This is a genomic window from Streptococcus urinalis 2285-97 (assembly GCF_000188055.2).
In the GTDB taxonomy this organism is placed as follows: Bacteria; Bacillota; Bacilli; order Lactobacillales; family Streptococcaceae; genus Streptococcus; species Streptococcus urinalis.
This window is the reverse complement of sequence record NZ_AEUZ02000001.1, coordinates 1,779,490-1,805,095: the sequence shown is the minus strand read 5'-3', so window position 1 is coordinate 1,805,095 and position 25,606 is coordinate 1,779,490. Positions and strand designations below refer to the sequence as shown.

Sequence of the window (25,606 nt, the reverse complement as noted above, 5' to 3'; positions counted from 1 at the left end):
ACGGAACAAAATAATGAAAATAAGCGAATTAAACTTTGCAGAACTTGTTTCAACATATAGGGATAATTTTCCTATGTATCAAATTTTGGATGAAGAAGGTGAGGTAGTTGATCAGGAAGCACTTTCTCAACTAACCGATGACGAGTTGATTAACCTCATGGAAGCTATTTCTTGGGGGCGTGCCATTGATGAACGTGTCATCTTACTCAATAGACAGGGCGCTCTTAGTAATTATGCTCCGGGTGGTGGACAAGAAGCTAGCCAGTATGGTAGTGTCCTAGCTTTGGATAAAAATGATGTTTTTGCACCAACTTACCGCGATGTCTTTGCGGGTGTCAAATTTGGCATGACATTGTCCCAAGCATTCTTATGGTATAAAGGTCATTACATTGCAAATGATTATCCAAAAGACCTTCATATGTATTCTCCAAATGTAATTGTTGGTGGTACTATAATCCAAGCCTTAGGAAATGGAATTGCAAAACAAATGAAAGGTGAAAAACAAATTGCCTTGTCACTTTGTGGTGACTCAGCGACTTCTCAAGGTGATTTTTATGAAGCATTAAATTTTGCTGGTGTTTTCAAAGCTAATTTAGTAGCAGTTGTGCAAAATAATGGCTATGGAATCTCTGTACCGACTTCAAGTCAAACAAAAGCAGAAACCTTAGCTCAAAAAGCAGTTGCTGCTGGTATACCTGCCATTCGTGTTGATGGAATGGACCCAGTTGCAGTCTATTTTGCAGTCAAAAAAGCCCGTCAATATGCTATTGAAAATGGACCAATTCTCATTGAAAATATGACCTATCGTTTTGGTCCTCATACTATGTCAGATGATCCAAAACGGTATCGTTCAGATGAAGAAGTTGAAATTTGGCGTAAAAAAGATCCTCTTATCAGATTAGGAAATTATTTAACAAAACGTGGTTTGTGGAATCAAGAAAAAACAGATGACATCTATGAAGAAGTGAAGACACAAGCAAAAGAGGCATTAGCAGAAATGGCTAAAGCACAACCTCAGAAAGTAACAGAATTTTTAAATTTCATGTATGATGATCAACCACAAAATATTAAAGAACAAATAGACGTTTACAATGCTAAGGAGGAAAATTAAAATGCCAATTTTAACTTTAGCTCAAGCCGTGACAGACGGATTAAATGAAGCAATGAAAAAACATGAAAATGCCTTGATTTTTGGAGAAGATGTTGGTAAAAATGGTGGTGTTTTCCGTATTACATCAGGCATGCAAGATCAGTTTGGGAAGAATCGTGTTTTTGATACGCCTCTAGCTGAGTCAGGTATTCTTCATATGTCTGTTGGATTAGCACAAGAAGGATTTTTACCAATCCCTGAAATTCAATTCTCAGGCTTTGTTGTAGAAGCAATGGATGCACTTATTACACAAATACCTAGACAACGGTATCGTTCTGGTGGCAGTAGGGATGCACAAATCACAATTCGTGCCCCATATGGTGGAGGGGTTCACACACCTGAATTACATTCTGATAGTTTAGAAGGCATGTTTGCACAAATTCCAGGATTACGAGTTGTTATTCCTTCATCAGCTTATGATGCAAAAGGTTTATTACTGTCAGCCATTGAATCAAAAGATCCAGTATTCTTCTTAGAACATCTACGCCTTTACCGCACAGTTAAAGATGAAGTACCTGAAGGTTATTATACTGTTCCTCTAGATAAAGCAAATGTTGTCAGAGAAGGTAAGGATGTGACTTTGATTGGCTATGGCTTGATGATTCAATTAGCTATGCAAGCTGCTGATATTTTGGAAAAAGAAGGTATTAGTGCAGAAATTGTTGATTTAAGAACAGTTTCACCTGTTGATTATGAAACCATTACGGCTTCAGTTGCTAAAACGCACAGGGCAGTTGTTATGCAAGAAGCACAAAGGCAAGCAGGTACTGCAGGTCAAGTAATGTCTGAAATTAGTGAACGTAATTTTATGGATTTGGATGCACCACTTGCACGGGTAACAGCGCCTGATACCATTTTCCCATTCGGACTTGCTGAAGAAGACTGGATGCCAAGTGTTGAAGATATTGTTTTAAAAGCTAAAGAAACAGTAGATTTTTAGAAGGAGAAAAAAATGTATCAATATATTTTACCGGACGCTGGAGAAGGCACACATGAAAGTGTCATTATGTCTTGGGCATCCAATGTGGGTGATAAAGTTATTGAAGACCAAACATTACTTGAAATAGAAAGTGATAAAGCAGTTGTAGAATTACCAAGTCCGATAACAGGTTATCTAGCCAAAATATATGTGGAAGCTGGAGAGACAGGGATAGTTGGACAGCCTATAGCAGAAATAGCCGAATCTGAAAAAGAGCTTAAAACAGTAACCTCAAATAGTGAAAAACAACCACAATCAAATGAAGACTTAAAAGCAACACCAGAAGTTGAAGTAGAAACTAAAAAAGATGTAGAGAATGAAGAAAAAATAGGAACAACTAACACATCAATAGATGTGAGACAGCTTGCAGTACCACGTGTTCGTAAATATGCTAGGACAAAACAGGTTGATCTAAGCATGGTAGAAGGAACAGGAAACCATGGCAAAATAACCATTGAAGATATTGATCGCTTTTTGACATCTGGTCAAAATGCTAGTCAATCTGAAGTGAAACAAACCAGTCAAAAAACTGAAGCTCCATCAGAAGAAACAGAAAGTAGAGGAAGTTTAACAAATGAAACTTATCCTGAACTAGTCGAAAAAATACCAGCAATCAGACGGACTATTGCTGATGCACTAGCAAAAAGTAGTCAGGAAGTTGCGCAAGTGACTGTTTTTGATCAAGTAGAAGTAGATGCCTTAGTCGCTCACCGAAATAAAATGAAAGAGATTGCTAAGCAAAAAGATATCAAATTAACCTTTACTCCATACCTTGTCAAAGCACTTGTTGGAATGTTAAAACGCTTCCCAGATCTCAATGTGTCTATTGATATGGATAAAAATGAGTTGTCACACCACCAATATTATAATATTGGTGTTGCTACAGATACACCTCGTGGCTTGATGGTTCCAATGATTCGTCATGCCGAACGTAAAAGTTTATTTGATATTGCACAAGAAATTACAGCAATTTCTGAAAAAGCACGTGAAGGAAAACTTTCCTCATCAGATATGGGAAAAGGGTCTATATCATTGACAAATGTTGGTGCTGCAGCAACAGCAGGTGTTTGGTCAACACCAATCATAAATTTACCAGAAGTTGCTATTCTAAATGTTGGTCGTATAGATAAAGTCTTTCTTCCAGATGAAGAAGGTAATCCTGTATTAAAAAATGTCATGAAAATATCATTTGCATTTGATCATAGAGCAGTAGATGGTGTTTATGTCCAAAAGGCCATTAACCTTCTTAAGAGCTATCTTAACGACCCAGACTTATTATTAGCAGAGGGGTGATTGTATGGTAGTTGGTGGATTTACAAATGAAGTAGAAACAGTCGTCATTGGTTCAGGGCCTGGTGGTTATGTGGCAGCTATACGTGCGGCACAACTTGGTCAAAAAGTAGTTATTATTGAAAAAGAATCAATTGGAGGAGTTTGCTTAAATGTTGGCTGTATCCCTTCCAAGGCCCTCATCCATGTGGGACAAGAATATGCCAAAACGAAAGAAAAAACATCCTATGGATTGACTTATGGGGATTCTAATTTAGATTTTTCAGAAGTCCAAAATTGGAAAAATCAAGACGTCGTTTCCAAATTAACGACAGGTGTTGAGACTCTGTTAAAGAAAAATAAAGTAACCATTGTAAAAGGAGAGGCACATTTTGTATCTAAGGATACCATCTTTGTCACACCAGAAGATGGATTGGGAGAAGCTTATCGCTTTAAAGACCTTATCTTAGCAGTAGGTGGGCGTCCAATAGCATTAAAATCCTTTCCATTTAGTGACGATATTTTAGATTCAAGTGGACTGTTAAATTTGAATGAAATTCCTAAAGAATTAGCGATTATAGGTGGTGGCTATATTGGTATGGAATTAGCTATGGCATATGCCAATTTAGGAAGTCATGTAACCGTGCTTGAAGGTTTAGACAGAGTTCTTAGCAATTTTGAAAGTGACCTAGTTAAACCAGTTTTATTACAAGCTGAAAAACTAGGAATGACCATAATAACACAAGCAAAAGCAAGTCACTTTGAAAAGAAAAAAGATGGTTTACACCTCTTTTACCAAAAAGACGATAAGGAAGAAGAAATCCTTGCAGACAAAATTGCAGTACTTGTTGGTCGCAGGCCAAACACTGATAATCTTTCAATAGAACTTTCTGGAATTGAATTAGATGAGCGTGGTTTTATTCCAGTAAATGAACAAATGCAGACAAATCAAAAACATATTTATGCTATTGGAGATATTACAAAAGGTCCCTCACTAGCTCATAAAGCTTCTTTTGATGCAAAGATTGCCGCTGAAGCTATCTCACAAGTAGAAGGTGTTGCAAATGATTATCTGGTCATTCCGACAGTTGCCTATACTCAACCTGAAATTGCTACTGTTGGATTGACAAAGGTGGCTGCTACAAAAGAAGGTATTGATACTAAGCTTGCCACTTTTAAATTTGCAAGTAATGGCCGGGCTCTTTCAATGGAAAACACATCTGGATTTCTTCGACTAGTAGCAGATAAAAAAGACAATCGAATTATTGGGGCACAAATGGTTGGTCAAGGGGCGAGTGAATTAATTGCAGAAATCACATTAGCTATTGAGAATCTAATGACAGCAGAAGATCTGACTTTAACCATTCATAATCATCCTAGCCTTTCTGAAATGGTTATGGATGCTAGTGAAATATTGCTGGGTCAAGGAATCCATCAGTAGAGGAGATAACTATGGAAAATAAAATAACAGCAAAAGCATTTGCTATGAATGTTTTGAATGGCATTGCGACTGGAGCAGTAGTGGTGCTCATTCCAGGAGCCTTATTGTCTGAATTAGTCAAAGTAATCATACCTTCGATGCCATTTTTGGCACCCTTAGCATGGGGTCTTAGCATGTCCAATGCCGTTATGGGACTTGTCTGTGGCACAATGGTTGGCGTTAATTTTAAATTTAATCCCATACAATCAGCATCACTTGGCCTTGCAACACTATTTGCAGCTGGTTCTATTTCATCTAAGGGTGGCATGTTAATAATGGCAGGAACAGGTGATATTATTAACATGATGATCACTGCAGCCATTGGTGCAGCATTGATATTATGGGTAGGTAATGGCTTGAAAGCTTATACCATACTAGTAATTCCACCATTAATGATGTTAGTGGTTGGCTTATTTGGTCGCTTCTTATTGCCATATGTTTCAATGATTACAAAATGGATTGGTATTGGAACAGCTCAATTATTACATTTACAACCCTTATTCATGTGTATCTTGATTGCTATTGTTTTTGGCTTATTGATTGTGACACCGATTACTACTGTAGGGATTGCCTTGGATATATCACTGGCAGGACTTGGCTCTGGTGCTGCTAATGTTGGTATTTGTGCAACTGGTTTTGGTTTTGCAATTCTTGGCTGGACTGTTAATACTCATGGAACAGCCTTAGCGCATTTTTTAGGATCACCTAAAATTTCGATGCCGGTGTGGGTAAAAAATCCAAAAATCTTATTGCCGATCATCTGTTCTGCCGCTGTTTGTGGTATTTTAGCTTATCTCTTTAATATCCAAGGAACACCCATGAGTGCAGGTTTTGGTTTTAGTGGTCTGGTTGGTCCTATTAACCATTTAAATCTTGTTAAAGGTGGTTGGTCACTTGTGAATATATTGATTACCTTACTTGTTTTTATGGGAGGACCTGTACTATTTGGGTTCTTGTTCAAACACCTCTTTATGAATGTTCTTCATGTAGTTAAGCCGGAAGATTATAAACTAGATATTTAGTAAAAAAGGGGATACATCTAAGATTCAGTTGAATCATTGTATCCCATTTTCAGTTAGGAGAAAAAATGTCGTTACTAATAGATATGTTGATGCAAAGACGTCCAGAGTTAAAAGATGTTCAAACACCTATAAATCTTGTTGTCATAAAAGCAGCAGATGACGAAGTTTTAGCCTGTATCGAACAAGCAGTTAAAGAAAAACGAGTCTATGCTTATTTGCTAGATAATCAGGAAAAACTTCATGAAAAATTAAAAGCTTTTGCTATTGATGAAGCCTATTACCAAATTATTCCAACTCAAGATGATCAAGAAGCTGCTTTTAAAGGTATTGAGCTTGTTCGTCAAGGTAAAGGGGATGCTATTTTAAAAGGGCATATTCCTACTGGTAAGGTGTTGAAGGAAGTTGTTAACAAAGAAACAGGTATTCGTAAAGCTGACGTATTATCACACGTGGCCGTTTTATCAATGCCAAGTTTAGAAAAATTAATTGCTGTTACTGATGGTGGACTTATCTTACAACCAGACAAGCCCACTTCAAGAGTCATCATTGAAAATGCAGTAGAGGTAATGACTGCTTTACATGTAGATCATCCAAAAGTTTCCTTATTATCGGCAGCAGAAAATATTATCCCTAAATTGCCATCATCTGTTATGGAATCAGAATTAGCTATGGAATATCAAGAAAGTAAAGACTTTAGTGTAGAAGGACCTTTGTCTATTGATTTATCCTTATCAAAAGAAAGTGCAAACGAAAAAGAATACCAAGGAGATATTCAAGGTGACGCTGATATTTTATTTGCTCCAGATATTGTAACTGGAAATATTATGTCTAAGGCATTGACCTTATTTGGTGGCTCTGAAATGGCTGGACTGATTATGGGTGCAAGTGTACCAGTTATTATTACATCTAGAAGCTCAAGTTTTGAAGAAAAATACGCATCTATTTTGTTATCACAAATTATCATGACACATGAAAGAGTCGGAGGAGTGCACAATGACAACAATATTGGCAATTAATCCTGGAGCAACTTCAACAAAATTGGCTTTATACAAAGATGAAAAATGTGTTTGGAAAGATGAGATTATTTATGACAGCCAAGATTTAGATTCTTTTCCACATGTTTTTGACCAATTTGATATACGCTTAAAAGATATTGAAGATTTATTACTCAGACATCACGTTTCAACAATTGATTTAGCCGTTGGTCGTGGTGGTTTGATTGGTCCAGTAAAATCTGGTGCAATTCTAGCCAATGATGCCTTGATAAATCATTTACAATATCATCCCGTTTTAGAACACCCATCAAATCTAGGAGCAAAATTAGCAAAAGCACTCATGTCAAAATATGGTAATCAAAAAGCTGCATATGTTTATGATCCTGTAACTGTAGATTCTATGCGAGCTGTTTCTCGCATAACGGGTCTAAAAAATGTGGAAAGAACGTCTACAGGACATCATTTGAATATGCGAGCTGTTGCTAGAAAAGCTGCAGAAGAACTTGGAAAACCTTATGATAATGTTAACTTAGTCATCGCTCATGTTGGGGGTGGATCAAGTGCTAGTGCACATGAAAAAGGACACATTGTAGACTTTGTCTCAGATGATGAAATCATGTTTTCTGCCGAGCGTTCAGGGGGAATGCCAATAAAAGCCATGGTAAAAGTCATTAAAGAAATTGGCTTAGATGATTTTAGCGTTTTAGTAAGAAAAAAAGCAGGACTGCAATCCTTATGTCAAACAGCAGATTTACGAGAAGTTGAAGCAAAAATAGCTGCTGGGGACAAAGATGCAGCTTTGGTTTTTGATGCTCTGGCACTTGGCATAGCAAAGACACTGGCAACCTTAGCAGTCAGTGTTAATGGTCCAATTGACATGGTCTGCCTAACGGGTGGTATGGCGTATTCTGAAGCCTTATGTCAAAAAGTTGCAGAAAGAACTGCTTTTATAGGTCCCTTCAAAGCTTTTCCTGGAGAATTTGAACTAGAGGCACTGGCATTAGGTGGCTTACGGGTTTATAACAAAACAGAATCCTACCAAGTGCTAGAGTTTGAACATGAGAATTAGTGCTTGATAGCTTCGATAAATTGATTGATAACCAGATAGTTACTAGATAAATGTTTGCGGTATGCAAGACCTTGTTTATAAAAACTATTAATATCATGAAGTGGAATCCAAGCTAAGCTGGAAATGGGACTAAATGTTTCTAATTCTTTAGGTAATATTGTAATAGCATCTAGCTTCTCTAAACTGTGTAATAAAATTTCAAAATCATCATGTGTCAGTATGACTTGATTTGCAAAGCCTAATTCGCGACAACGTTTTTTGGTGAATTCTCCCAAGGAGAAATGATCGCTTAAGCTAGCAATGTTATACCCTTTTAAATCTTTAAAAACGACAAAATCTTTGTTAGCTAATGGGTGATCATTTGGAACAACAATGCAAGCAGAATAAGAAGAGTGATTTATAGCAATAGGATCAATAATAATATCATGTTCAATTTGGGGATAAGATAAAATGGCAACATCAACTTCTTCATCAACGATTAATTGTTGGAGTTTCATGGAACCTTCTTCAACAATCTTGACATTGACAGCTGGATTATTACGGATAAACTGAGATATTTGATCCATAAATTGTAACATGGTCAAAAAAGTAACGCCAATTGTTATTTCTTGGTGTTTGTCGTCAGAATTATTTTGTAAATCATAAACAAGTTGATTAAATTCTTTGAGAATAGGTTCACCTCTTTCAAAAAGAGTTTGACCAGTACTCGTAAGATGAAGTCTATGATCATTGTATATAAAAAGCTGTGTATTTAATTCTTCTTCTAACTTTGAAATAGATTGTTTTAAAGCTGGTTGTGAGACAAATAATATCTTTGAAGCATGAGAATAATTCTGAGTTTTTGCAATGGTTAAAAAGTAGGAAAGTTGTCTAATATCCATAATTTCTCTTTTTCATTTTTTAGTGACTAATAGCTGTATTCTATCTTTATTTAATATGGGGGTAATTAGTGGTGAAAACCAAAACATTAAATTTACTTTTCCAAAATTTTATTGAAAAAAATAAATTACCAAAAGCGATCATTAAGATTCAAAAGGGTGACGGCCATGAAACAGCCCAATTTGAACATGGTGGAATGATTGAAAAAACACCATTCTTGTTGGCCAGTGTTTCTAAATTATGGGTTACCACTTTAATCTTACAATTAATTGATTCTAATAAATTGCATTACAATAGTATTGTAACCGATTTCATTCCAAAAGAAAAGTTAAAAAATAGTCTTTGTATTCATGGTAAGGACCAGACAGCTTTTTTGACAGTTAAAAACTTGCTTTATCAACGAAGTGGTTTCGGGAATGTCTTTTTGGAAGAACCCATTTTATTAAAAGAACGAATTGCAGCTGAGGATTTTTCTTACACAATTGACGATATGCTTTCTTGGGTTAGCCAAATTGAGGGGCATTTTCTTCCTGATAGTGATGAGGCATACTATGCTGATATTAATTTCTATTTATTAGGAGAAATTGTAGAGTATTGTTATCATTTGTCACTTGATGATTGTGTCAATCGATACATTATGGAACCGCTAGGTTTGTCTGATAGTTATCTTGTCAGTACTGAATTTGATAATATTCCACCTTTATATACAACTAAAGGCTATCTTAATAGACCAAAAGTAATAGCGAGTGGTCAAGGAGCTGGTGGGGGCGTTTCAACGACTGCTGACTTAATGGTCTTTATCAGAGCTTTTATAGAAGGACGCTTGTTTGATATGAAGCACTGGCAGGAATTAAAAAATTATCGTGCGCTCCAAGGAGACTATGCACCTGTTCAATATGGTGGTGGACACATGAAAATTGTCATGGGGCAATATGACCAAGAAAATCAATTATCATTTATTGGTCATTCTGGACTAAGTGGCGCCTTTGCTTTTTATTGCCCAAAACTAGATGTCTATTTGACAGGAACAACTGATAATGTTTCCAAGTCTGAATTATGTATTCAACTCATGTATTTGATATTATTTGAACTAGAAAAAGAAGAAAGCTTGTTAAGCTGATTTTGTAACTATGTGAAGATGTATTCTAAAACTTAAAATCTTGACCTAAGAAAGATTATCTGATAGACTAGTATAGTCTTAAGACAAACCAACTTCTTCTTGGTTTTAGGAGTGCCAATCCTAAGACTCGGTTGAAGCAATAAAAGGAGAAAATGATTATGGCAATCTCAAAAGAGAAAAAAAATGAAATTATCGCTCAATATGCTCGTCATGAAGGTGACACAGGTTCAGTAGAAGTGCAAGTAGCAGTTCTTACATGGGAAATTAACCACCTTAACAACCACATTAAAGAGCACAAAAAAGACCACGCAACTTACCGTGGCTTGATGAAAAAAATTGGTCACCGTCGTAACTTATTAGCATACTTACGTCGTACAGATGTTAACCGTTACCGTGAATTAATCCAATCATTAGGACTACGTCGTTAATTGATAGTGATCTATTCTCAGAACCTTCCGTTGGGAGGTTCTTTTTGTTTATTTGGAACTAAAAAGAAGCAATCACCCTTTTTTTCAAGGTGTTATTTTAGGTCAAATATGATAAAATAGTAGAGATACGTGGTTTTATACAAAGAAGAGTTTAGAAATGCCTTCTAGATTGTTTTTTGTAGCAAAACAACGTAGAAAAAAGACAATAAATAAGAGAGGAAAGAAACGAGACTTAAGGAATAGGCCTTGTTTCAAATGAAAAAATGACAAAACAAACATTTTCAACGACTTTTGCTGGTAAACCATTAATTGTCGAAATTGGTCAAGTAGCTAAGCAAGCAAATGGAGCAACTGTCGTTCGTTATGGAGATTCAACTGTCTTAACAGCAGCAGTTATGTCAAAAAAAATGGCAACTGGGGATTTCTTCCCACTTCAAGTTAACTATGAGGAAAAAATGTATGCTGCAGGGAAATTCCCTGGTGGTTTTATGAAACGTGAAGGTCGTCCATCTACTGATGCCACTCTAACGGCACGACTAATTGACCGACCAATTCGTCCGATGTTTGCTGAAGGCTTTCGCAATGAGATCCAAGTGATTAACACTGTTTTATCTTATGATGAAAATGCAAGTGCACCAATGGCAGCCATGTTTGGATCATCATTAGCACTATCTATTTCTGATATTCCATTTAACGGGCCAATTGCCGGTGTGCAAGTAGGTTATATTGATGGTCAATTTGTCATCAATCCTGACAAAGACCAAATGGAAAAATCCAGTTTAGAATTAACCGTTGCTGGTACCAAAGAAGCCATTAATATGGTTGAGTCTGGTGCAAAAGAACTTTCAGAATCAGTTATGCTTGAGGCTCTTTTAACTGGTCATAAAGCCATTCAAGAGTTAATTGCTTTCCAAGAAGAGATTGTTGCAGCTGTAGGTAAAGAAAAGGCCGAAGTTGAGTTATTGCAAGTTGATTCTGAATTACAAAAAGAAATTAATGATAAGTACTATGGCAGCCTAGCAAAAGCTGTTCAAGTTGAAGAGAAGTTGGCTCGTCAAGATGCCACAAATGCAGTTCGTGAACAAGTTATTGCAGAATATACAGAACGTTATGAGGAAGATCCAGAGATTGAGCGAATCAACCGTGATGTTATCGAAATTCTTGAACAAATGGAACATGCTGAAGTCAGACGATTGATTACAGAAGATAAGGTTAGACCGGATGGTCGTAAAATTGATGAAATTAGACCTTTGGATGCTGAGATTGACTTTTTACCAAAAGTTCATGGTTCTGGACTTTTTACTAGAGGACAAACACAAGCATTGTCTGTTCTGACTTTGGCACCAATGGGTGAGACACAAATTGTTGATGGTCTTGAGCCAGAATACAAAAAACGCTTCTTACATCATTATAATTTCCCACAATATTCTGTTGGGGAGACTGGTCGTTATGGTGCAGCAGGCCGTCGTGAAATTGGACACGGTGCCCTAGGAGAAAGAGCCTTAGCACAAGTATTACCAGATATTGAAGAATTCCCATATGCTATTAGATTAGTTGCTGAAGTTTTAGAATCTAATGGTTCGTCATCACAAGCATCAATTTGTGCGGGGACATTAGCCCTAATGGCAGGTGGTGTGCCAATTAAAGCACCAGTTGCTGGGATTGCGATGGGTCTTATTTCAGATGGAAAGAACTACACTGTTTTGACTGATATTCAGGGCCTTGAAGATCACTTTGGTGATATGGACTTTAAAGTTGCTGGAACACGTGATGGTATCACGGCGCTTCAAATGGATATTAAAATTGAAGGTATCACACCACAAATCTTAGAAGAAGCATTAGCACAAGCTAAAAAAGCTAGATTTGAAATTCTTGATTTGATTGAGTCTACTATCAAAGAACCTCGTCCAGAATTGGCACCAACAGCTCCCAAAATTGACACCGTTAAAATTGATGTTGATAAAATCAAAGTTGTCATTGGTAAAGGTGGCGAAACTATTGATAAAATTATCGCAGAAACTGGTGTTAAAATTGATATTGATGAAGAAGGAAATGTTCAAATCTTCTCTAGTGATCAATCTGCTATTGATAGAACAAAAGCGATTATTGAAAGCTTAGTTCGTGAAGCTAAAGTTGGCGAAGTCTACCATGCAAAAGTTGTCCGTATTGAAAAATTTGGTGCTTTTGTCAATCTTTTTGATAAGACAGATGCTCTTGTTCATATCTCAGAAATCGCTTGGACACGTACAAATAAAGTTGAGGATGTCCTTGAAGTTGGTGAAGAAGTTGATGTTAAGGTTATCAAGATTGATGATAAAGGTAGAGTAGATGCTTCAATGAAAGCTTTACTACCAAAACCTCCAAAACCAGAAAAACAAGACGACGATAAAGAAAGTCACAAAGCTCCTAAAAAAGACTTTGTACAAAGAAATAAAAAAGAAGATAAAGATGACACTAAATAAAGAACTTGATCTCCGTTTAAGGACATTTATCAATGCACCAGATAATTTTTTAGAATGTGTTGGTTTAGTTAATGCCTTGCATCAATATCCTGTTTTAGTAGGAAAAGATCTTTATGCTATTGAAGTTGACGGCGTAAAGGTAGTTCCTGTCTTTACAGACTATAAAGATCTGAATCAATTTAAAACAGAACAAGAAAGTGCTCAAATCCAAGTTTGGCGTGAACAATCTGCGCTAACTGTGCTTGAAGATGTCATTAAAAATGGACTATCTGGACTTGTCTTTAACTTGAAAAAAGTAGGCGATTTTACAAATTCAACGATTTTTAAAAGTTCTGATATGATTCAATTTATTAATAACTTCACAACTATTTTAAATACTGTGATGAGTGACGATAATCAATCGGCAGAAACTATGGATAAGTTTTATTTTGTTCCTGCTTTTGTACTTCCTAAGGATAATCAATTTTATGATCGACTATTTCCAACAATGGCTACTCCTGAAGGGAAGAGCTATGTGCCAGCATTTTCAAACTTACAAAGTCTGGCTAAATGGTACAACCAAGATGACTTTGGAGGTGCTTTTAGAAGAGGAAAAGGGACCATTTTGACTTGGAAAATTGATGATATCTATAAACCTAGAAATGGGGAAAATGATATTGATGAGACCTTTGGTGTCGCTATTAACCCATTTGATGATCAGCAAATTTTGATTGACTGGTCAGAAATAGATAATTGAGGTTGTTTCTATGGGATGGTGGAAAAAAACAATTGCCATTGTCAAAGAACAAGACCCAGCAGCCAGAACAAGTCTCGAAGTCTTATTGACCTATCCTGGTGTAAAGGCTTTAGCGGCTCACCGTTTGTCACATTTTTTATGGCAACATCATTTTCGCCTTTTAGCGAGAATGCATAGTCAATTTTGGCGTTTTTGGACAAATATAGAAATTCATCCTGGTGCTGAAATAGCTAGCGGTGTTTTCATTGACCACGGTGCGGGTCTAGTGATTGGTGAAACTGCTATAATTGAAGAAGGCGTGATGTTGTATCATGGTGTTACACTTGGTGGAACAGGTAAAGATACAGGGAAACGACATCCAACTGTTCGTCGTGGTGCTTTGGTGTCAGCTCATTCACAAATTATTGGACCAATTGAAATTGGTGAAAATGCTAAAGTTGGAGCTGCTGCAGTTGTGTTAACAGATGTTCCATCTGATTTAACTGTTGTTGGTGTTCCTGCCAAAGTTGTCAGAGTTCATGGTGAGAAGGATCTTGCTTCAATTGAGACAATTGAGCAAAGACGTGAAGCTAGTTATAACTCATCTAAGTTATAATAATTTTATCTAAAATGAGAAAGAATAAGAGGACATTACATGATAAAAATCTATAATACCTTAACAAGGCAATTAGAAGACTTTAAACCAATCAAGGAAAATGTGGTTAACATGTATGTCTGTGGACCAACTGTTTATAACTATATTCATATTGGGAATGCCCGTTCTACAGTGGCATTTGATACAATTCGTCGCTACTTTGAATATCGTGGTTATACTGTAAATTATGTTTCAAATTTCACAGATGTTGATGATAAAATAATCAAAGCAGCTGCAGAAGCAGGGATGACCACAAAAGAGCTGTCGGATAAGTTTATTGCTGCTTTTAAAGAAGATACAGCTAAATTAGGTGTAAAACCAGCAACTCAAAATCCTAGAGTCATTGAATTTATGCCTCAAATCATTGATTTTGTGAGTGTCTTGATTGATAAAGGTTTTGCCTATGAGTCTCAAGGAGATGTTTATTTTAGAGTTAGTAAGTCGCAGCATTATGCACAATTAGCTAATAAAACATTAGCAGATTTACAAGTTGGTGCTTCAGGTAGAACAGATGACGAAACCTTAAAAAAAGAAAATCCACTTGATTTTGCACTTTGGAAATCTGCGAAGGAAGGTGAAATTTCTTGGGACAGTCCTTGGGGACAAGGTCGTCCAGGTTGGCATATTGAGTGTTCTGTGATGGCGACAGAACTTTTAGGAGATACTATTGATATCCATGGTGGTGGTGCAGATTTAGAATTTCCTCATCATACCAATGAAATTGCACAGTCTGAAGCAAAAACTGGGAAACCATTTGCTCATTATTGGATGCATAATGGTTTTGTCAATATTGATAATGAAAAAATGTCAAAATCTTTGGGCAATTTTATTACTGTGCATGACATGTTAAAAACAGTAGATGGGCAAGTGCTACGGTTCTTCTTAGCAACTCAGCAATATCGTAAACCCATTAATTTTACCGAAAAAGCCATTCATGATGCAGAAGTTAATGTCAAATACCTAAAAAATACTTACCAACAACCACTTGTTGCTAGTCATGATGATATGGAGTTAGAATCTTTTAAATCTCAATTTATTGAAGCGATGGATGATGATTTTAATGCTGCAAATGGTATTACATTGATTTTTGAATTTGCAAAATGGATCAATTCGGGTCACTATAATCAAGAAATCAAAGATGAATTTGAAAAGATGCTTAGTGTATTTGGTATTGTCTTTGAAACTGAAGTATTAGATAGTGATATTGAGGCTCTAATTGCTGAACGTCAGGAGGCACGAAAGCAAAAAGACTTTGCCAAAGCAGATGCTATTCGTGATCAATTGGTGAAAGAAGGCATTAAATTGTTAGACACCAAAGACGGGGTGAGGTGGACACGTGACTAATGTTGATGTTAATCTCATAAATGGTATTGCTTTAGCCTTTGAAGGAGACGCAGTTTATTCTTATTTCATTAGACGGTATCTGATATTTCAAGGCAAGACGAAGCCTAGTCAACTGCATCATTTAGCAACACGATTTGTTTCTGCAAAAGCACAAGCTTATTTAATTCAAACAATGTTGGATGAAGGGTTGTTGACTGACAAAGAAATGGCTATTTATAAAAGAGGTCGTAATACGAATAGTCATACCAAAGCTAAAAATGCGGACGTCGTTACTTACCGCATGTCAACTGGCTTTGAAGCTCTTATGGGTTATCTAGATATGACCTTACAAAAAGATCGTCTAAGAGAGTTAATCGATTGGTGTATAAACACTATCGAAAATAGAGATAGCGCTAAATAGCCTATCTTTTTTATTTTCTTAATTATTTTTCCATTTTTTTTCGAATAAAGATATAGAGATAGTTTAGAAATAAAAAGGAGAAAAAATGTTAAGAAAACCAAAAAGAGCTATTTTACTTTTGGGACTTCTGATGTCGGTATTTTTACCAATGAATTCAGTTTATGGTATTGAAGCTACTGATGAGAATACACTACAAAGTAGTCAAGAAGACGCAGTAGACACCGTTATGATTTCAGCTCAACAGAGAAATAGACAGTCGGGCCCTATTATCGAAGCGAGCGTTCATTTACCAAAATCTGTTGAAAAAAGAACGACCGCACAACTATTTTTGAAAAATGAAACAGGGAGTGTTGTAGGAAGTTTACGTTATGATATTCCAAGTGGCCAATCTTATTTTAACGGTTGGTTTGATATGAAACATCTACCAAATTCCCAGTACACTGTCTCAGTTCTAATCAGAGATAATCAAAAGGAGTATAAAGGTCAAAGTTCAGCTGTAAGATATGATCATTCCGAAAATCATATCGAAAATAAAGACAAGGAAATTCACCAGGAAAAAACAACTCAAAAGCTTAATGATTCCAGTAAACAAGAACAGAATGATATTAAAGTTAATTCCTCAGACTCAATAGTTGTACCAAATCCTAAAATAAAAAAATCACAAAAAAATGATAAAACTGATAAAAAAATAAAGGATGATAACTCAGTTGAAAAAAAGATGACTAGTCCTTTAGTTGAAGAAAATCAAAAGACCTTGCAGGATATGAATGAAGTAAGTGTTAGCTCAAAACAAAAAAATCATTTACTGAAGAAAATCATTTTAAGTATCATTGCAATTGTGTTATTGGGATTTGCTGGGGCTATCCTCCTTTCTTTAAAACCAAAAAGAAAATAAAGACTTGCTGTGATAAGCTCTGTTTCATGATATAATAATGATATGAAAACATATGATAATAATTCTCAAAAAGAGACGTCTGATATCGTTTATGGTGTTCATGCTGTTATAGAAAGTTTGACAGCTAATACAGCAAATAAACTCTATATTCAAGATGACTTACATGGAAAAAATGTAGATAAAATAAAAGCATTGGCAACAGAGAAAAAAGTTTCCATTTCTTGGACACCAAAAAAAACCTTATCAGAGATGACTGATGGTGCAGTTCATCAGGGATTCGTATTAAGAGTCTCAGCATTTGCTTATTCAGAACTAGAAAGTATTATTAGTAGAGCTTCACATGAAGAAAATCCACTAATTTTGATTTTAGATGGCATTACGGATCCTCATAATTTTGGATCCATATTGAGAACAGCTGATGCTACAAAGGTAAGTGGTATTATTATTCCAAAACATAGAGCAGTAGGTGTTACTCCAGTGGTTGCTAAGACCTCAACTGGTGCGGTTGAATATGTTCCAATTGCTAGAGTTACAAATCTAAGCCAAACTTTGGATAAGTTAAAAGAAGAAGGCTATTGGATTTTTGGAACTGATATGGATGGAACGTCTTCTCATAAGTGGAATACAAGTGGAAAAATTGTCCTCATTATTGGTAATGAAGGTAAAGGTATTTCTGCAAATCTTAAAAAACAAGTTGATGAAATGATTACGATTCCAATGGAAGGTCATGTTCAAAGCCTTAATGCTAGTGTAGCTGCAGCTCTATTAATGTATGAAGTTTTTCGCAACAAACTCAATTAAAACATGAAAAAAAGAATTTTACTGGTTGATGGCTATAATATGATAGCTTTTTGGACAGAAACAAAACAATATTTTAAGACGAATAAATTAGATCAAGCAAGAGAAATACTATTAAGAAAGCTTAATCATTATGCCCATTTTGAAAATATAGATATTGTTTGTGTCTTTGATGCTCAATATGTCCCTGGAGTTAGACAAAGTTATGAACAATATAAGATAACAACTATATTTACTGAAGAAGATGAAACAGCAGACTCATATATTGAACGGTTAGCTGCTGACTTAAATAATGGAATCCATCTGGTAGAAGTTGCAACGAGTGATCTTAATGAGCAATGGACTGTTTTTTCTCAAGGTGCACTACGAGTATCAGCGCGTGAACTCGAAAAAAGGGTAAATACGGTAAAATCTGATTTGGATAAAATGTCACAGTCTATTGATTTAAAAAAACCAAAACTAGGTTCGTTTAATAATGATCAACTCAATCAATTACGTCAATTTATGAATGATATTGATTAATTATTTTTAAAATTAGCGAATTAAAGGCCCAAAGTACTTGCTTTGAGCCTTTAAATTTGGTATCATATTAGACGGTATTGTTTACCCCATTTGAAAGGCCCCGGAACCTTCCAAATAACTCGTGGACCGGAACATCCACAACTGTAAACACATATTACGAATTCGTATAGGAGAAATCATGAATAAAACAACTTTTATGGCTAAACCAGGCCAAGTTGAACGTAAATGGTACGTTGTTGACGCAACAGATGTACCTCTTGGACGTCTTTCTGCAGTAGTTGCTAGCGTACTTCGCGGAAAAAACAAACCAACTTTTACACCACACACTGATACTGGTGATTTTGTAATTGTTATCAATGCTGAAAAAGTTAAATTAACTGGTAAAAAAGCAAGTGATAAAATTTACTACACTCACTCAATGTACCCAGGTGGTTTGAAACAAATTTCAGCAGGTGAACTACGTTCTAAAAATGCTGTACGTTTGATTGAAAAATCAGTTAAAGGCATGCTTCCACATAACACTCTTGGACGTGCACAAGGTATGAAATTGAAAGTCTTCGTTGGTGGTGAGCACACTCACGCTGCACAACAACCTGAAGTACTTGATATCTCAGGACTTATCTAAGAGGAAAGGAGCATATTATAATGGCACAAGCACAATACACAGGTACTGGTCGTCGTAAAAACGCTGTTGCACGCGTTCGTTTAGTACCAGGTACAGGTAAAATTACTGTAAATAAGAAAGATGTAGAAGAATACATCCCACACGCAGACCTTCGTCTTGTTATCAACCAACCTTTTGCAGTTACTTCAACTGAAGGTTCATATGACGTTTTTGTTAACGTTATCGGTGGTGGATACGCTGGTCAATCAGGTGCGATACGTCATGGTATCTCACGTGCACTTTTAGAAGTTGACCCAGATTTCCGTGATTCATTAAAACGCGCTGGACTTCTTACACGTGATGCACGTATGGTTGAACGTAAAAAACCAGGCTTGAAAAAAGCTCGTAAAGCATCACAATTCTCAAAACGTTAATTCGTTGCTGGGAAGCACAATACAAACGAAAATACTTTGCAACTTGCAAGGTATTTTTTGTATGAGAACTGGCGGTACACAATTAGGCTAGCTCTAACGACTTTAGTCGCATAGAGATATGCTATGCACAGTTGCCTCAAGAAAACAAGTAGAGCGATGTTTGATTGGATGGCAACCACTACATAATGGAAATATCTAGAAATGTCTATTATAACTAAATAAAAAAGTTTCAGGAAAATACTTATTTTTCGGAAAGTTAGCTATTAATATTTATCAATGATAAAAATAGCATGTTTTAAGGGACTGACATCAAAAAGTGAGAATTTAATAAAAAGACTTGACACAATTCGTTTACAATGGTAAACTCATTTTAAACATATTTGTTTACATCTGTAGACAAATATGGGGGGGAGGAGAATGAGCACAATAGAATTTAATACTTATATCACAGATGCAGAATGGGAAGTCATGCGTGTAGTTTGGGCAAATGATCGAGTAACTAGTAAAAAAGTCATTTCCGTATTGCAAGAAAAAATGGACTGGACACAATCCACTATCAAAACGATCTTAGGTCGATTAGTTGGAAAAGGCGTACTAAATACAGAGCATGAAGGTAGAAAGTTTATTTACACTGCCAATATTGAAGAGACAGAAGCCGTAAGGGATTATGCAGAAGATATTTTTAACCGTATTTGAAATAAGAAAGTCGGAAATGTAATAGGAAGCATCATTGAAGATCATGTTTTAAGCTTCGATGATATAGATCGACTAGAAAAAATATTAGAGATGAAAAAATCTTTCGCAGTAGAAGAAGTGGATTGCAATTGTCCAGAAGGACAATGCGAATGTCATTTACATCATCATTAAGCATAAGGAGGAATTTAAAATGAATAATTACAACAAATATTCCTCCCATAATCACCATGATTATGACGACATGGATAAGTTAAAACACGAGCATGGAATCACAGATGAACATGGATACCATAAGGAGCAACATCAAGTACATCATGCTGGGCATAATCACTGCGGGCACAGTGGACATGATCACAGCGGACACAGTGGACATGATCACCATCATCACGGAAGCTTTAAGGAACTTTTCTTAAAGTCATTGCCACTAGGAATCATTATTATGCTCTTAGTCCCTTTGCATGGATTTGAACTACCATTCCAGTTTACTTTTCCATATTCTGATATTGTAGTAGCTATTTTATCTACTATATTAATTATTTATGGTGGACGTCCATTCTATCAAGGTGCAGTTGACGAATTTAAACAAAAAGAACCTGGAATGATGGCACTCGTTTCTTTAGGTTTAAGTGTTTCATATTTATACAGTATTTATGCTGTGATCATTACCTACGTAACGGGTGAACACGTGATGGACTTTTTCTTTGAATTTGCTTCATTACTATTAATCATGCTATTAGGTCACTGGATTGAGATGAAAGCTATTGGAGAAGCAGGAGACGCACAAGCAGAATTGGCTAAGTTAGTGCCGAAAGATGCTCACGTTGTATTAGAAGACGATTCAATTGAAACACGACCAGTTGCTGACTTACAGGTAGGTGATTTAATTCGTGTTCAAGCCGGAGAAAATGTGCCAGCAGACGGGATTATCGAGCGTGGCGAATCACGTTTAAATGAAGCTCTTTTGACTGGAGAATCAAAAGCAGTTAAAAAAGGCCCTGGCGATGAAGTAATCGGGGGCTCAACAAATGGAGAAGGGGTTCTTTATATTAAAGTGAATGAGACAGGTGATCAATCCTTCATCTCTCAAGTTCAGAATTTAATCAGCCAAGCTCAAAGTCAGCCTTCCAGAGCAGAAAATATTGCTCAAAAGGTTGCAGGGTGGCTCTTCTATATTGCTGTTATTGTCGCGCTAATTGCTTTTGTAGTGTGGAGGATTATTGGAGATATCCCAACGGCAGTTATATTTACTATTACTACATTAGTTATTGCTTGTCCGCACGCATTGGGTCTGGCTATTCCATTGGTAACCGCCCGTAGCACAAGCTTAGGAGCTAGCCGTGGCTTACTAGTAAAAGACCGCCAAGCCTTAGAAATAGCTCAAGATGCAGATGTGATGATTTTAGATAAAACGGGTACTTTAACAACTGGTGAATTTAAAGTATTAGATGTAAAACTTCTTAATGACAAATATACAAAAGAGGAAATCATTGCCTTATTGGCAGGTATTGAAGGAGGATCTAGCCACCCAATTGCTCAATCAATTATAAGTTTCGCCGAGCAGCAAAATATACGTCCAGCATCTTTTGATTCGATTGATGTGATTTCCGGTTCTGGAGTAGAGGGTAAAGCAGGTGGGCACCGTTACCAATTAATCAGTCAAAAAGCCTATGGACGTAATCTTGATATGGATACTCCAAAAGGAGCAACTCTTAGTGTCTTAGTAGAAAACGATGATGCCATTGGTTCTGTAGCTTTAGGGGACGAATTAAAACCAACGAGTAAAGAGTTAATTAAAGCTCTTAAAAAGAACAATATTCGACCAATTATGGCAACAGGTGATAATGAAAAAGCGGCTCAAGGCGCGGCAGTAGATTTAGGGATTGAATATAGATCAAATCAATCTCCACAAGACAAATATGAGTTAGTTAAAACACTTAAAGATGAAGGAAAGAAAGTTATCATGGTAGGTGATGGTGTAAATGATGCTCCTTCTCTTGCCTTAGCAGATGTTGGTATAGCTATAGGTGCTGGAACTCAAGTTGCGTTGGATTCAGCTGATGTCATATTGACTCAATCCGATCCAGGAGATATTGAATCATTCATTGAATTAGCACACAAAACAACTCGTAAAATGAAACAAAACCTATTTTGGGGAGCTGGTTATAACTTTATAGCTATCCCTCTAGCTGCAGGAATTTTGGCTCCTATTGGTATCACATTAAGCCCTGCATTAGGAGCAACCCTAATGTCTGTGTCAACAGTCATCGTCGCCATTAATGCTATGTTATTAAGTTTAGATCCAAAAAATAACGGTTAACAGATCGAATGATTGAAACTCCTTAAAGTATCAAGATACAATAGTTTTACAGGAGAAAAAGAGATGTAAGTACTGGCTCTTTGTGAAATCGTGTTGGTAGAAGTAGACGATTTTTAATTTATTATAGAACCGATTTCTTTTAAAAATCCTAAAAGCCACCTATTTCGACAGTTTTATAGCTTGTTATTCTATTTTCTTGACAATAATACCACCGTCTCCACACGTTTTTTAACCATAAAAAACCACCTCCATGAGCATTTGATTATATTGTACCAAATCCAACTTGGAGGTGTTTTTATTTAATTCTCATTTACGGGGGTCGGTGCCAATTAAAATTGCGTATTTTTTATTTAAAATGTATTAGAATTAAATTCATATAAAATATGCACGAAAAATAAATCAAAATTAAAAAGTACAAATTAATGAAGTGATTATTGATAAAAATAGTTAATAATTGGTTAAACAAAATATATAACTCGTTTAAAAATTTATAGAAATGAACCATTATAAATCTCCTCTTAAATATTGAAAAAATCATTGGCAGTGGACATACTTTAAGACTATATATTTCTGAAACTAGTTTCACAATACAAATATTGACATGCAATTATTAATTGGTGGATTTTAAGTTGACATCTACAAAGTTTAATGTTAGAATACATTCAAAAATATATTTGAATAAGGTGTTTTATGATTCAAAATATTGTTACTTCAATAATCCTGTATTCTGGGACAGCCGTAGACTTACTTATTATCCTAATGTTATTTTTTGCCAAAAGAAAAAGCAGAAAGGACATCATTAACATCTATTTAGGACAATTTCTAGGCTCTGTTAGTCTAATATCCCTAAGTTTGCTTTTTGCATTTGTCTTAAATTATATTCCTAGTAAAGAGATTTTAGGTTTACTCGGTTTGATTCCAATTTTCCTAGGCCTCAAAGTTTTGCTTTTAGGAGATTCTGATGGAGAAGCTATTGCAAAAGATGGTTTGCGAAAAGACAATAAAAACCTGATTTTTCTAGTCGCTATGATTACTTTTGCAAGTTGTGGTGCTGACAATATTGGTGTCTTTGTCCCATATTTTACCACCTTAAATTTAGCGAATTTGATAGTGACTTTACTTACTTTTCTAGTCATGATTTATCTCTTGGTTTTTTCTGCCCAAAAATTAGCACAAGTCCCTTCTGTTGGAGAAACTTTGGAAAAATATAGCAGATGGTTTATTGCCGTTGTCTATTTAGGATTGGGGATGTATATCCTGATTGAAAACAACAGCTTTGACATGCTATGGGCTGTGTTAGGCTAGGAGAAAAAATTATGAAAAAAGATAGTATCTGTCAAATGGATGTTATAAATCAACAAAATGTTACAACCGCAACGAACTACCTTGAAAAGGAAAAAGTCCAAAAATCACTTCGCATTTTATCAAAATTTACCGATAATAAACAGATAAATATCATTTTTTATCTCCTTGCCGTCGAAGAACTCTGTGTCTGCGATATAGCCTGTTTATTAAATCTCAGTATGGCATCTGCCTCCCACCATCTTCGTAAACTAGCCAATCAAAACATCTTGGACACTAGAAGAGAGGGGAAAATTATATATTATTTTATAAAAGATGAGGAAATCAGAGATTTTTTTAATCAACTAGGATAACAACTATTTTTACTACTTTTCCATGGTTATAGGGAGATTATATATGAAATTTTTTGATGAAAATTACTCACAAGAAATACCTACTCGTATCAAATGTTTAAGAAAAAAGTATAATTTAAAGCAAGCGACCTAGGTAATGCAGGTCAAGTTAGCCAAGTTGAAAAGGGAGGAATTTGAAAGAATTTGTATCTTTTATTTTTTGTTTCATTTATGCCCTATGCTACTGGAATAGTTAGTAGTCATTTCATGAATCATACGGCACAGCTCTTTTATGGACTGATTGTTATTGTTTCAACGGTAGCAAACTGGTTTTTACATAAAGTAATTGATAAACCCAATATAGATCAGAAAGAATTACTTGAAGCTACCGCACAATATAGAAAGTTATTGATACCTGACCTAATAATTAAAGGAGTGGGATTGATTCTATCTTTAATTGTCTATCCTCCGATTATGATGTATAGTGTTTTAATTGCGGCATTTTACCATTTTACATCATAACTTTAAAAACACTATCTGAAAAAAGAGTGAATAACTAAAAATGGTGACCAAGGTTTGGCGTATTATATTAATTCTTACATACCTAAACTATTTCCCCATTTTAAAAATATTGATTCAAATTTTATGAAATTAATTAGTAGATATCGTTCTGAAAAGCCTTGATATTGCACTGTTTTTAACCCAACTGAAACTCATACTTTCCAAACCAGGTCTTAAAAAAGCCCGTAAAGCATCACAATTCTCAAAACGTTAAGAACCCCTTTACATCAACGATTACAAGCATTTTGCAAGTCTCTTGCAAGGTGCTTTTTTTGTCGTTTTTGCTTTTGATACCTTTTTGAAAAAACTTCTCCATCTTTTTTGACTGTTAGGTTTGCTGAAAGACTTGTTGAAGCATGAAAGACCAAGACTAGAAAATCAGCTCGCTTATTATGGGGGTAGGATAGACAAAAATAGCTTTCAACCCTTTTGTTGAAAATTCAGTATTATCAAGGAGTTACGAGGTCAAAAATGAGAATAAAAGATTATGCTGATAGTCTAGGAGTTAGTAGCCAATCTATCTATAAACGCATACGCTCTCCAAAATATAAAGAAATGTTGAAAGGTCATTTATACCGAGACAACCAAAAGGTTGAAAATCTTGATTTGATAGGCATTAAGATACTTGAAGATTATCATTTTGAGAATGATGTCATTGAACTGGAAAAAACGCTGGGTGATATTCAAGAAGAATTCGAGCAAGAAAAGAAGGGAATGCAATATCGGATAGATAGACTAGCTGACAAGTTAACTCCTTTACTTGAGGACAACCAAAACTTGGTACAAAAAAATTATGAGTTACTCAACTATGTTCGGAGCTTGGAACGACAGAAGCTATTGCTGATTATTACTTTAGCTGTCATGGTAATCACTTTATTAGTGGCAATATGGCTTGCCATCTTTTGATGGCAATTGTCGGACAATGCGAAGCGTCCGACCAAGGGCACTGCTTAAGTGCCCTACTCGCTTCGGCGAGTATAATCGAAGCTCCTCTTGTGGCTCGAGAGGTGGTTCGAAGTCGCTCCTGTATTCGGAGCGAAGAGCTGTCTGCAAGACCCTTCGGAGAACGCACATTTACGTAGTAAAGTGTAGTGCGTTACACTTTACATGGAAGTTATGCCGATCCCTTAAGAAGAAATCCAGATAATAGGTTGCTTATTCATGGTGGCAATTACCGC

General features: G+C 35.8%; 25 protein-coding genes and 2 pseudogenes. 26 read left to right on the top strand and 1 reads right to left on the bottom strand.

Annotation, left to right across the window (positions count from 1 at the left end):
* Positions 1-13: 13 nt before the first annotated feature.
* From STRUR_RS09205 to buk, 7 genes are all read left to right on the top strand, one after another.
* On the top strand, positions 14-1,111 hold the full coding sequence (locus STRUR_RS09205; RefSeq protein WP_006740267.1) for a thiamine pyrophosphate-dependent dehydrogenase E1 component subunit alpha: 1,098 nt from the start codon (positions 14-16) through the stop codon (positions 1,109-1,111).
* Between the two features lies 1 nt (position 1,112).
* A complete protein-coding gene (locus STRUR_RS09200; RefSeq protein WP_006739112.1) occupies positions 1,113-2,090 on the top strand; it encodes an alpha-ketoacid dehydrogenase subunit beta in 978 nt (325 codons plus the stop codon).
* A gap of 12 nt (positions 2,091-2,102) precedes the next feature.
* The gene (locus tag STRUR_RS09195) at positions 2,103-3,422 is read left to right on the top strand and encodes a dihydrolipoamide acetyltransferase family protein (protein ID WP_006739305.1); all 1,320 of its coding nucleotides are present in this window, start codon (positions 2,103-2,105) and stop codon (positions 3,420-3,422) included.
* Positions 3,423-3,426: 4 nt separating this feature from the next.
* A complete protein-coding gene (lpdA, locus tag STRUR_RS09190; RefSeq protein WP_006738415.1) occupies positions 3,427-4,839 on the top strand; it encodes a dihydrolipoyl dehydrogenase in 1,413 nt (470 codons plus the stop codon).
* An 11-nt stretch (positions 4,840-4,850) separates the two neighbouring features.
* A complete protein-coding gene (locus STRUR_RS09185; protein ID WP_006740240.1) occupies positions 4,851-5,900 on the top strand; it encodes a PTS sugar transporter subunit IIC in 1,050 nt (349 codons plus the stop codon).
* Positions 5,901-5,965: 65 nt separating this feature from the next.
* The gene (locus STRUR_RS09180; RefSeq protein ID WP_006739541.1) at positions 5,966-6,916 is read left to right on the top strand and encodes a phosphate acyltransferase; all 951 of its coding nucleotides are present in this window, start codon (positions 5,966-5,968) and stop codon (positions 6,914-6,916) included.
* The gene (buk, locus tag STRUR_RS09175) at positions 6,894-7,964 is read left to right on the top strand and encodes a butyrate kinase (protein WP_006739804.1); all 1,071 of its coding nucleotides are present in this window, start codon (positions 6,894-6,896) and stop codon (positions 7,962-7,964) included. The genes STRUR_RS09180 and buk overlap by 23 nt, the downstream gene beginning before the upstream one ends.
* Here the strand turns inward: buk and STRUR_RS09170 are convergent.
* Positions 7,961-8,845 carry a LysR family transcriptional regulator gene (locus STRUR_RS09170; protein WP_006740260.1) on the bottom strand — a complete coding sequence of 295 codons (885 nt, stop codon included), beginning with the start codon at positions 8,843-8,845 and terminating at the stop codon, positions 7,961-7,963. The genes buk and STRUR_RS09170 overlap by 4 nt on opposite strands.
* A gap of 71 nt (positions 8,846-8,916) precedes the next feature.
* Here STRUR_RS09170 and STRUR_RS09165 point away from each other — a divergent pair, with 71 nt between their 5' ends.
* The 19 genes and pseudogenes from STRUR_RS09165 (at position 8,917) to STRUR_RS09080 (ending at position 25,334) form a co-directional block, all read left to right on the top strand.
* Positions 8,917-9,963, top strand: coding sequence for a serine hydrolase domain-containing protein (locus STRUR_RS09165; RefSeq protein ID WP_006739123.1), 1,047 nt, complete (start codon positions 8,917-8,919; stop codon positions 9,961-9,963).
* A 158-nt stretch (positions 9,964-10,121) separates the two neighbouring features.
* Positions 10,122-10,391, top strand: a complete 270-nt coding sequence (rpsO, locus tag STRUR_RS09160; RefSeq protein WP_003046456.1) for a 30S ribosomal protein S15 — start codon at positions 10,122-10,124, stop codon at positions 10,389-10,391.
* Positions 10,392-10,654: 263 nt separating this feature from the next.
* Positions 10,655-12,853, top strand: a complete 2,199-nt coding sequence (gene pnp, locus STRUR_RS09155; RefSeq protein ID WP_006738417.1) for a polyribonucleotide nucleotidyltransferase — start codon at positions 10,655-10,657, stop codon at positions 12,851-12,853.
* Positions 12,840-13,589, top strand: coding sequence for an SseB family protein (locus STRUR_RS09150; RefSeq protein WP_006740094.1), 750 nt, complete (start codon positions 12,840-12,842; stop codon positions 13,587-13,589). Before pnp ends, STRUR_RS09150 begins: the two co-directional genes overlap by 14 nt.
* Positions 13,590-13,599: 10 nt before the next feature.
* A complete protein-coding gene (gene cysE / locus STRUR_RS09145; RefSeq protein ID WP_006739336.1) occupies positions 13,600-14,184 on the top strand; it encodes a serine O-acetyltransferase in 585 nt (194 codons plus the stop codon).
* Between the two features lie 39 nt (positions 14,185-14,223).
* Positions 14,224-15,567: a cysteine--tRNA ligase gene (gene cysS / locus STRUR_RS09140; RefSeq protein ID WP_006738870.1), complete on the top strand. Its 1,344-nt coding sequence runs from the start codon at positions 14,224-14,226 to the stop codon at positions 15,565-15,567.
* Positions 15,560-15,967: a Mini-ribonuclease 3 gene (locus STRUR_RS09135; protein WP_006739720.1), complete on the top strand. Its 408-nt coding sequence runs from the start codon at positions 15,560-15,562 to the stop codon at positions 15,965-15,967. Before cysS ends, STRUR_RS09135 begins: the two co-directional genes overlap by 8 nt.
* 85 nt (positions 15,968-16,052) lie before the next feature.
* Positions 16,053-16,862: a hypothetical protein gene (locus tag STRUR_RS09130; protein ID WP_006738716.1), complete on the top strand. Its 810-nt coding sequence runs from the start codon at positions 16,053-16,055 to the stop codon at positions 16,860-16,862.
* A gap of 42 nt (positions 16,863-16,904) precedes the next feature.
* Positions 16,905-17,663 (top strand): 23S rRNA (guanosine(2251)-2'-O)-methyltransferase RlmB, encoded by a 759-nt coding sequence (gene rlmB, locus STRUR_RS09125; protein ID WP_006738504.1) that lies wholly within the window; start codon positions 16,905-16,907, stop codon positions 17,661-17,663.
* A 3-nt stretch (positions 17,664-17,666) separates the two neighbouring features.
* The gene (locus tag STRUR_RS09120) at positions 17,667-18,182 is read left to right on the top strand and encodes an NYN domain-containing protein (RefSeq protein WP_006738955.1); all 516 of its coding nucleotides are present in this window, start codon (positions 17,667-17,669) and stop codon (positions 18,180-18,182) included.
* 178 nt (positions 18,183-18,360) lie between these two features.
* The gene (gene rplM / locus STRUR_RS09115; RefSeq protein ID WP_001867156.1) at positions 18,361-18,807 is read left to right on the top strand and encodes a 50S ribosomal protein L13; all 447 of its coding nucleotides are present in this window, start codon (positions 18,361-18,363) and stop codon (positions 18,805-18,807) included.
* Positions 18,808-18,827: 20 nt separating this feature from the next.
* The gene (rpsI, locus tag STRUR_RS09110; protein WP_006740440.1) at positions 18,828-19,220 is read left to right on the top strand and encodes a 30S ribosomal protein S9; all 393 of its coding nucleotides are present in this window, start codon (positions 18,828-18,830) and stop codon (positions 19,218-19,220) included.
* A gap of 417 nt (positions 19,221-19,637) precedes the next feature.
* A pseudogene (locus tag STRUR_RS09105) lies at positions 19,638-20,087 on the top strand (CopY/TcrY family copper transport repressor).
* Positions 20,088-20,106: 19 nt separating this feature from the next.
* Complete coding sequence (locus tag STRUR_RS09100; protein WP_006739204.1) at positions 20,107-22,233, top strand: heavy metal translocating P-type ATPase; 2,127 nt, start codon at positions 20,107-20,109, stop codon at positions 22,231-22,233.
* Positions 22,234-22,923: 690 nt separating this feature from the next.
* Positions 22,924-23,538, top strand: a complete 615-nt coding sequence (locus STRUR_RS09095; protein ID WP_006738760.1) for a CadD family cadmium resistance transporter — start codon at positions 22,924-22,926, stop codon at positions 23,536-23,538.
* Between the two features lie 11 nt (positions 23,539-23,549).
* Positions 23,550-23,888, top strand: coding sequence for a Cd(II)/Zn(II)-sensing metalloregulatory transcriptional regulator CadX (cadX, locus tag STRUR_RS09090; RefSeq protein ID WP_006739797.1), 339 nt, complete (start codon positions 23,550-23,552; stop codon positions 23,886-23,888).
* A gap of 183 nt (positions 23,889-24,071) precedes the next feature.
* Positions 24,072-24,389, top strand: coding sequence for a hypothetical protein (locus tag STRUR_RS09085; protein ID WP_006740289.1), 318 nt, complete (start codon positions 24,072-24,074; stop codon positions 24,387-24,389).
* Between the two features lie 367 nt (positions 24,390-24,756).
* Positions 24,757-24,864: pseudogene (locus tag STRUR_RS11565) on the top strand (replication initiation protein); the annotation flags it as partial.
* Positions 24,865-24,899: 35 nt separating this feature from the next.
* Complete coding sequence (locus STRUR_RS09080) at positions 24,900-25,334, top strand: hypothetical protein (protein ID WP_006739931.1); 435 nt, start codon at positions 24,900-24,902, stop codon at positions 25,332-25,334.
* The last annotated feature ends 272 nt before the right edge of the window (positions 25,335-25,606 follow it).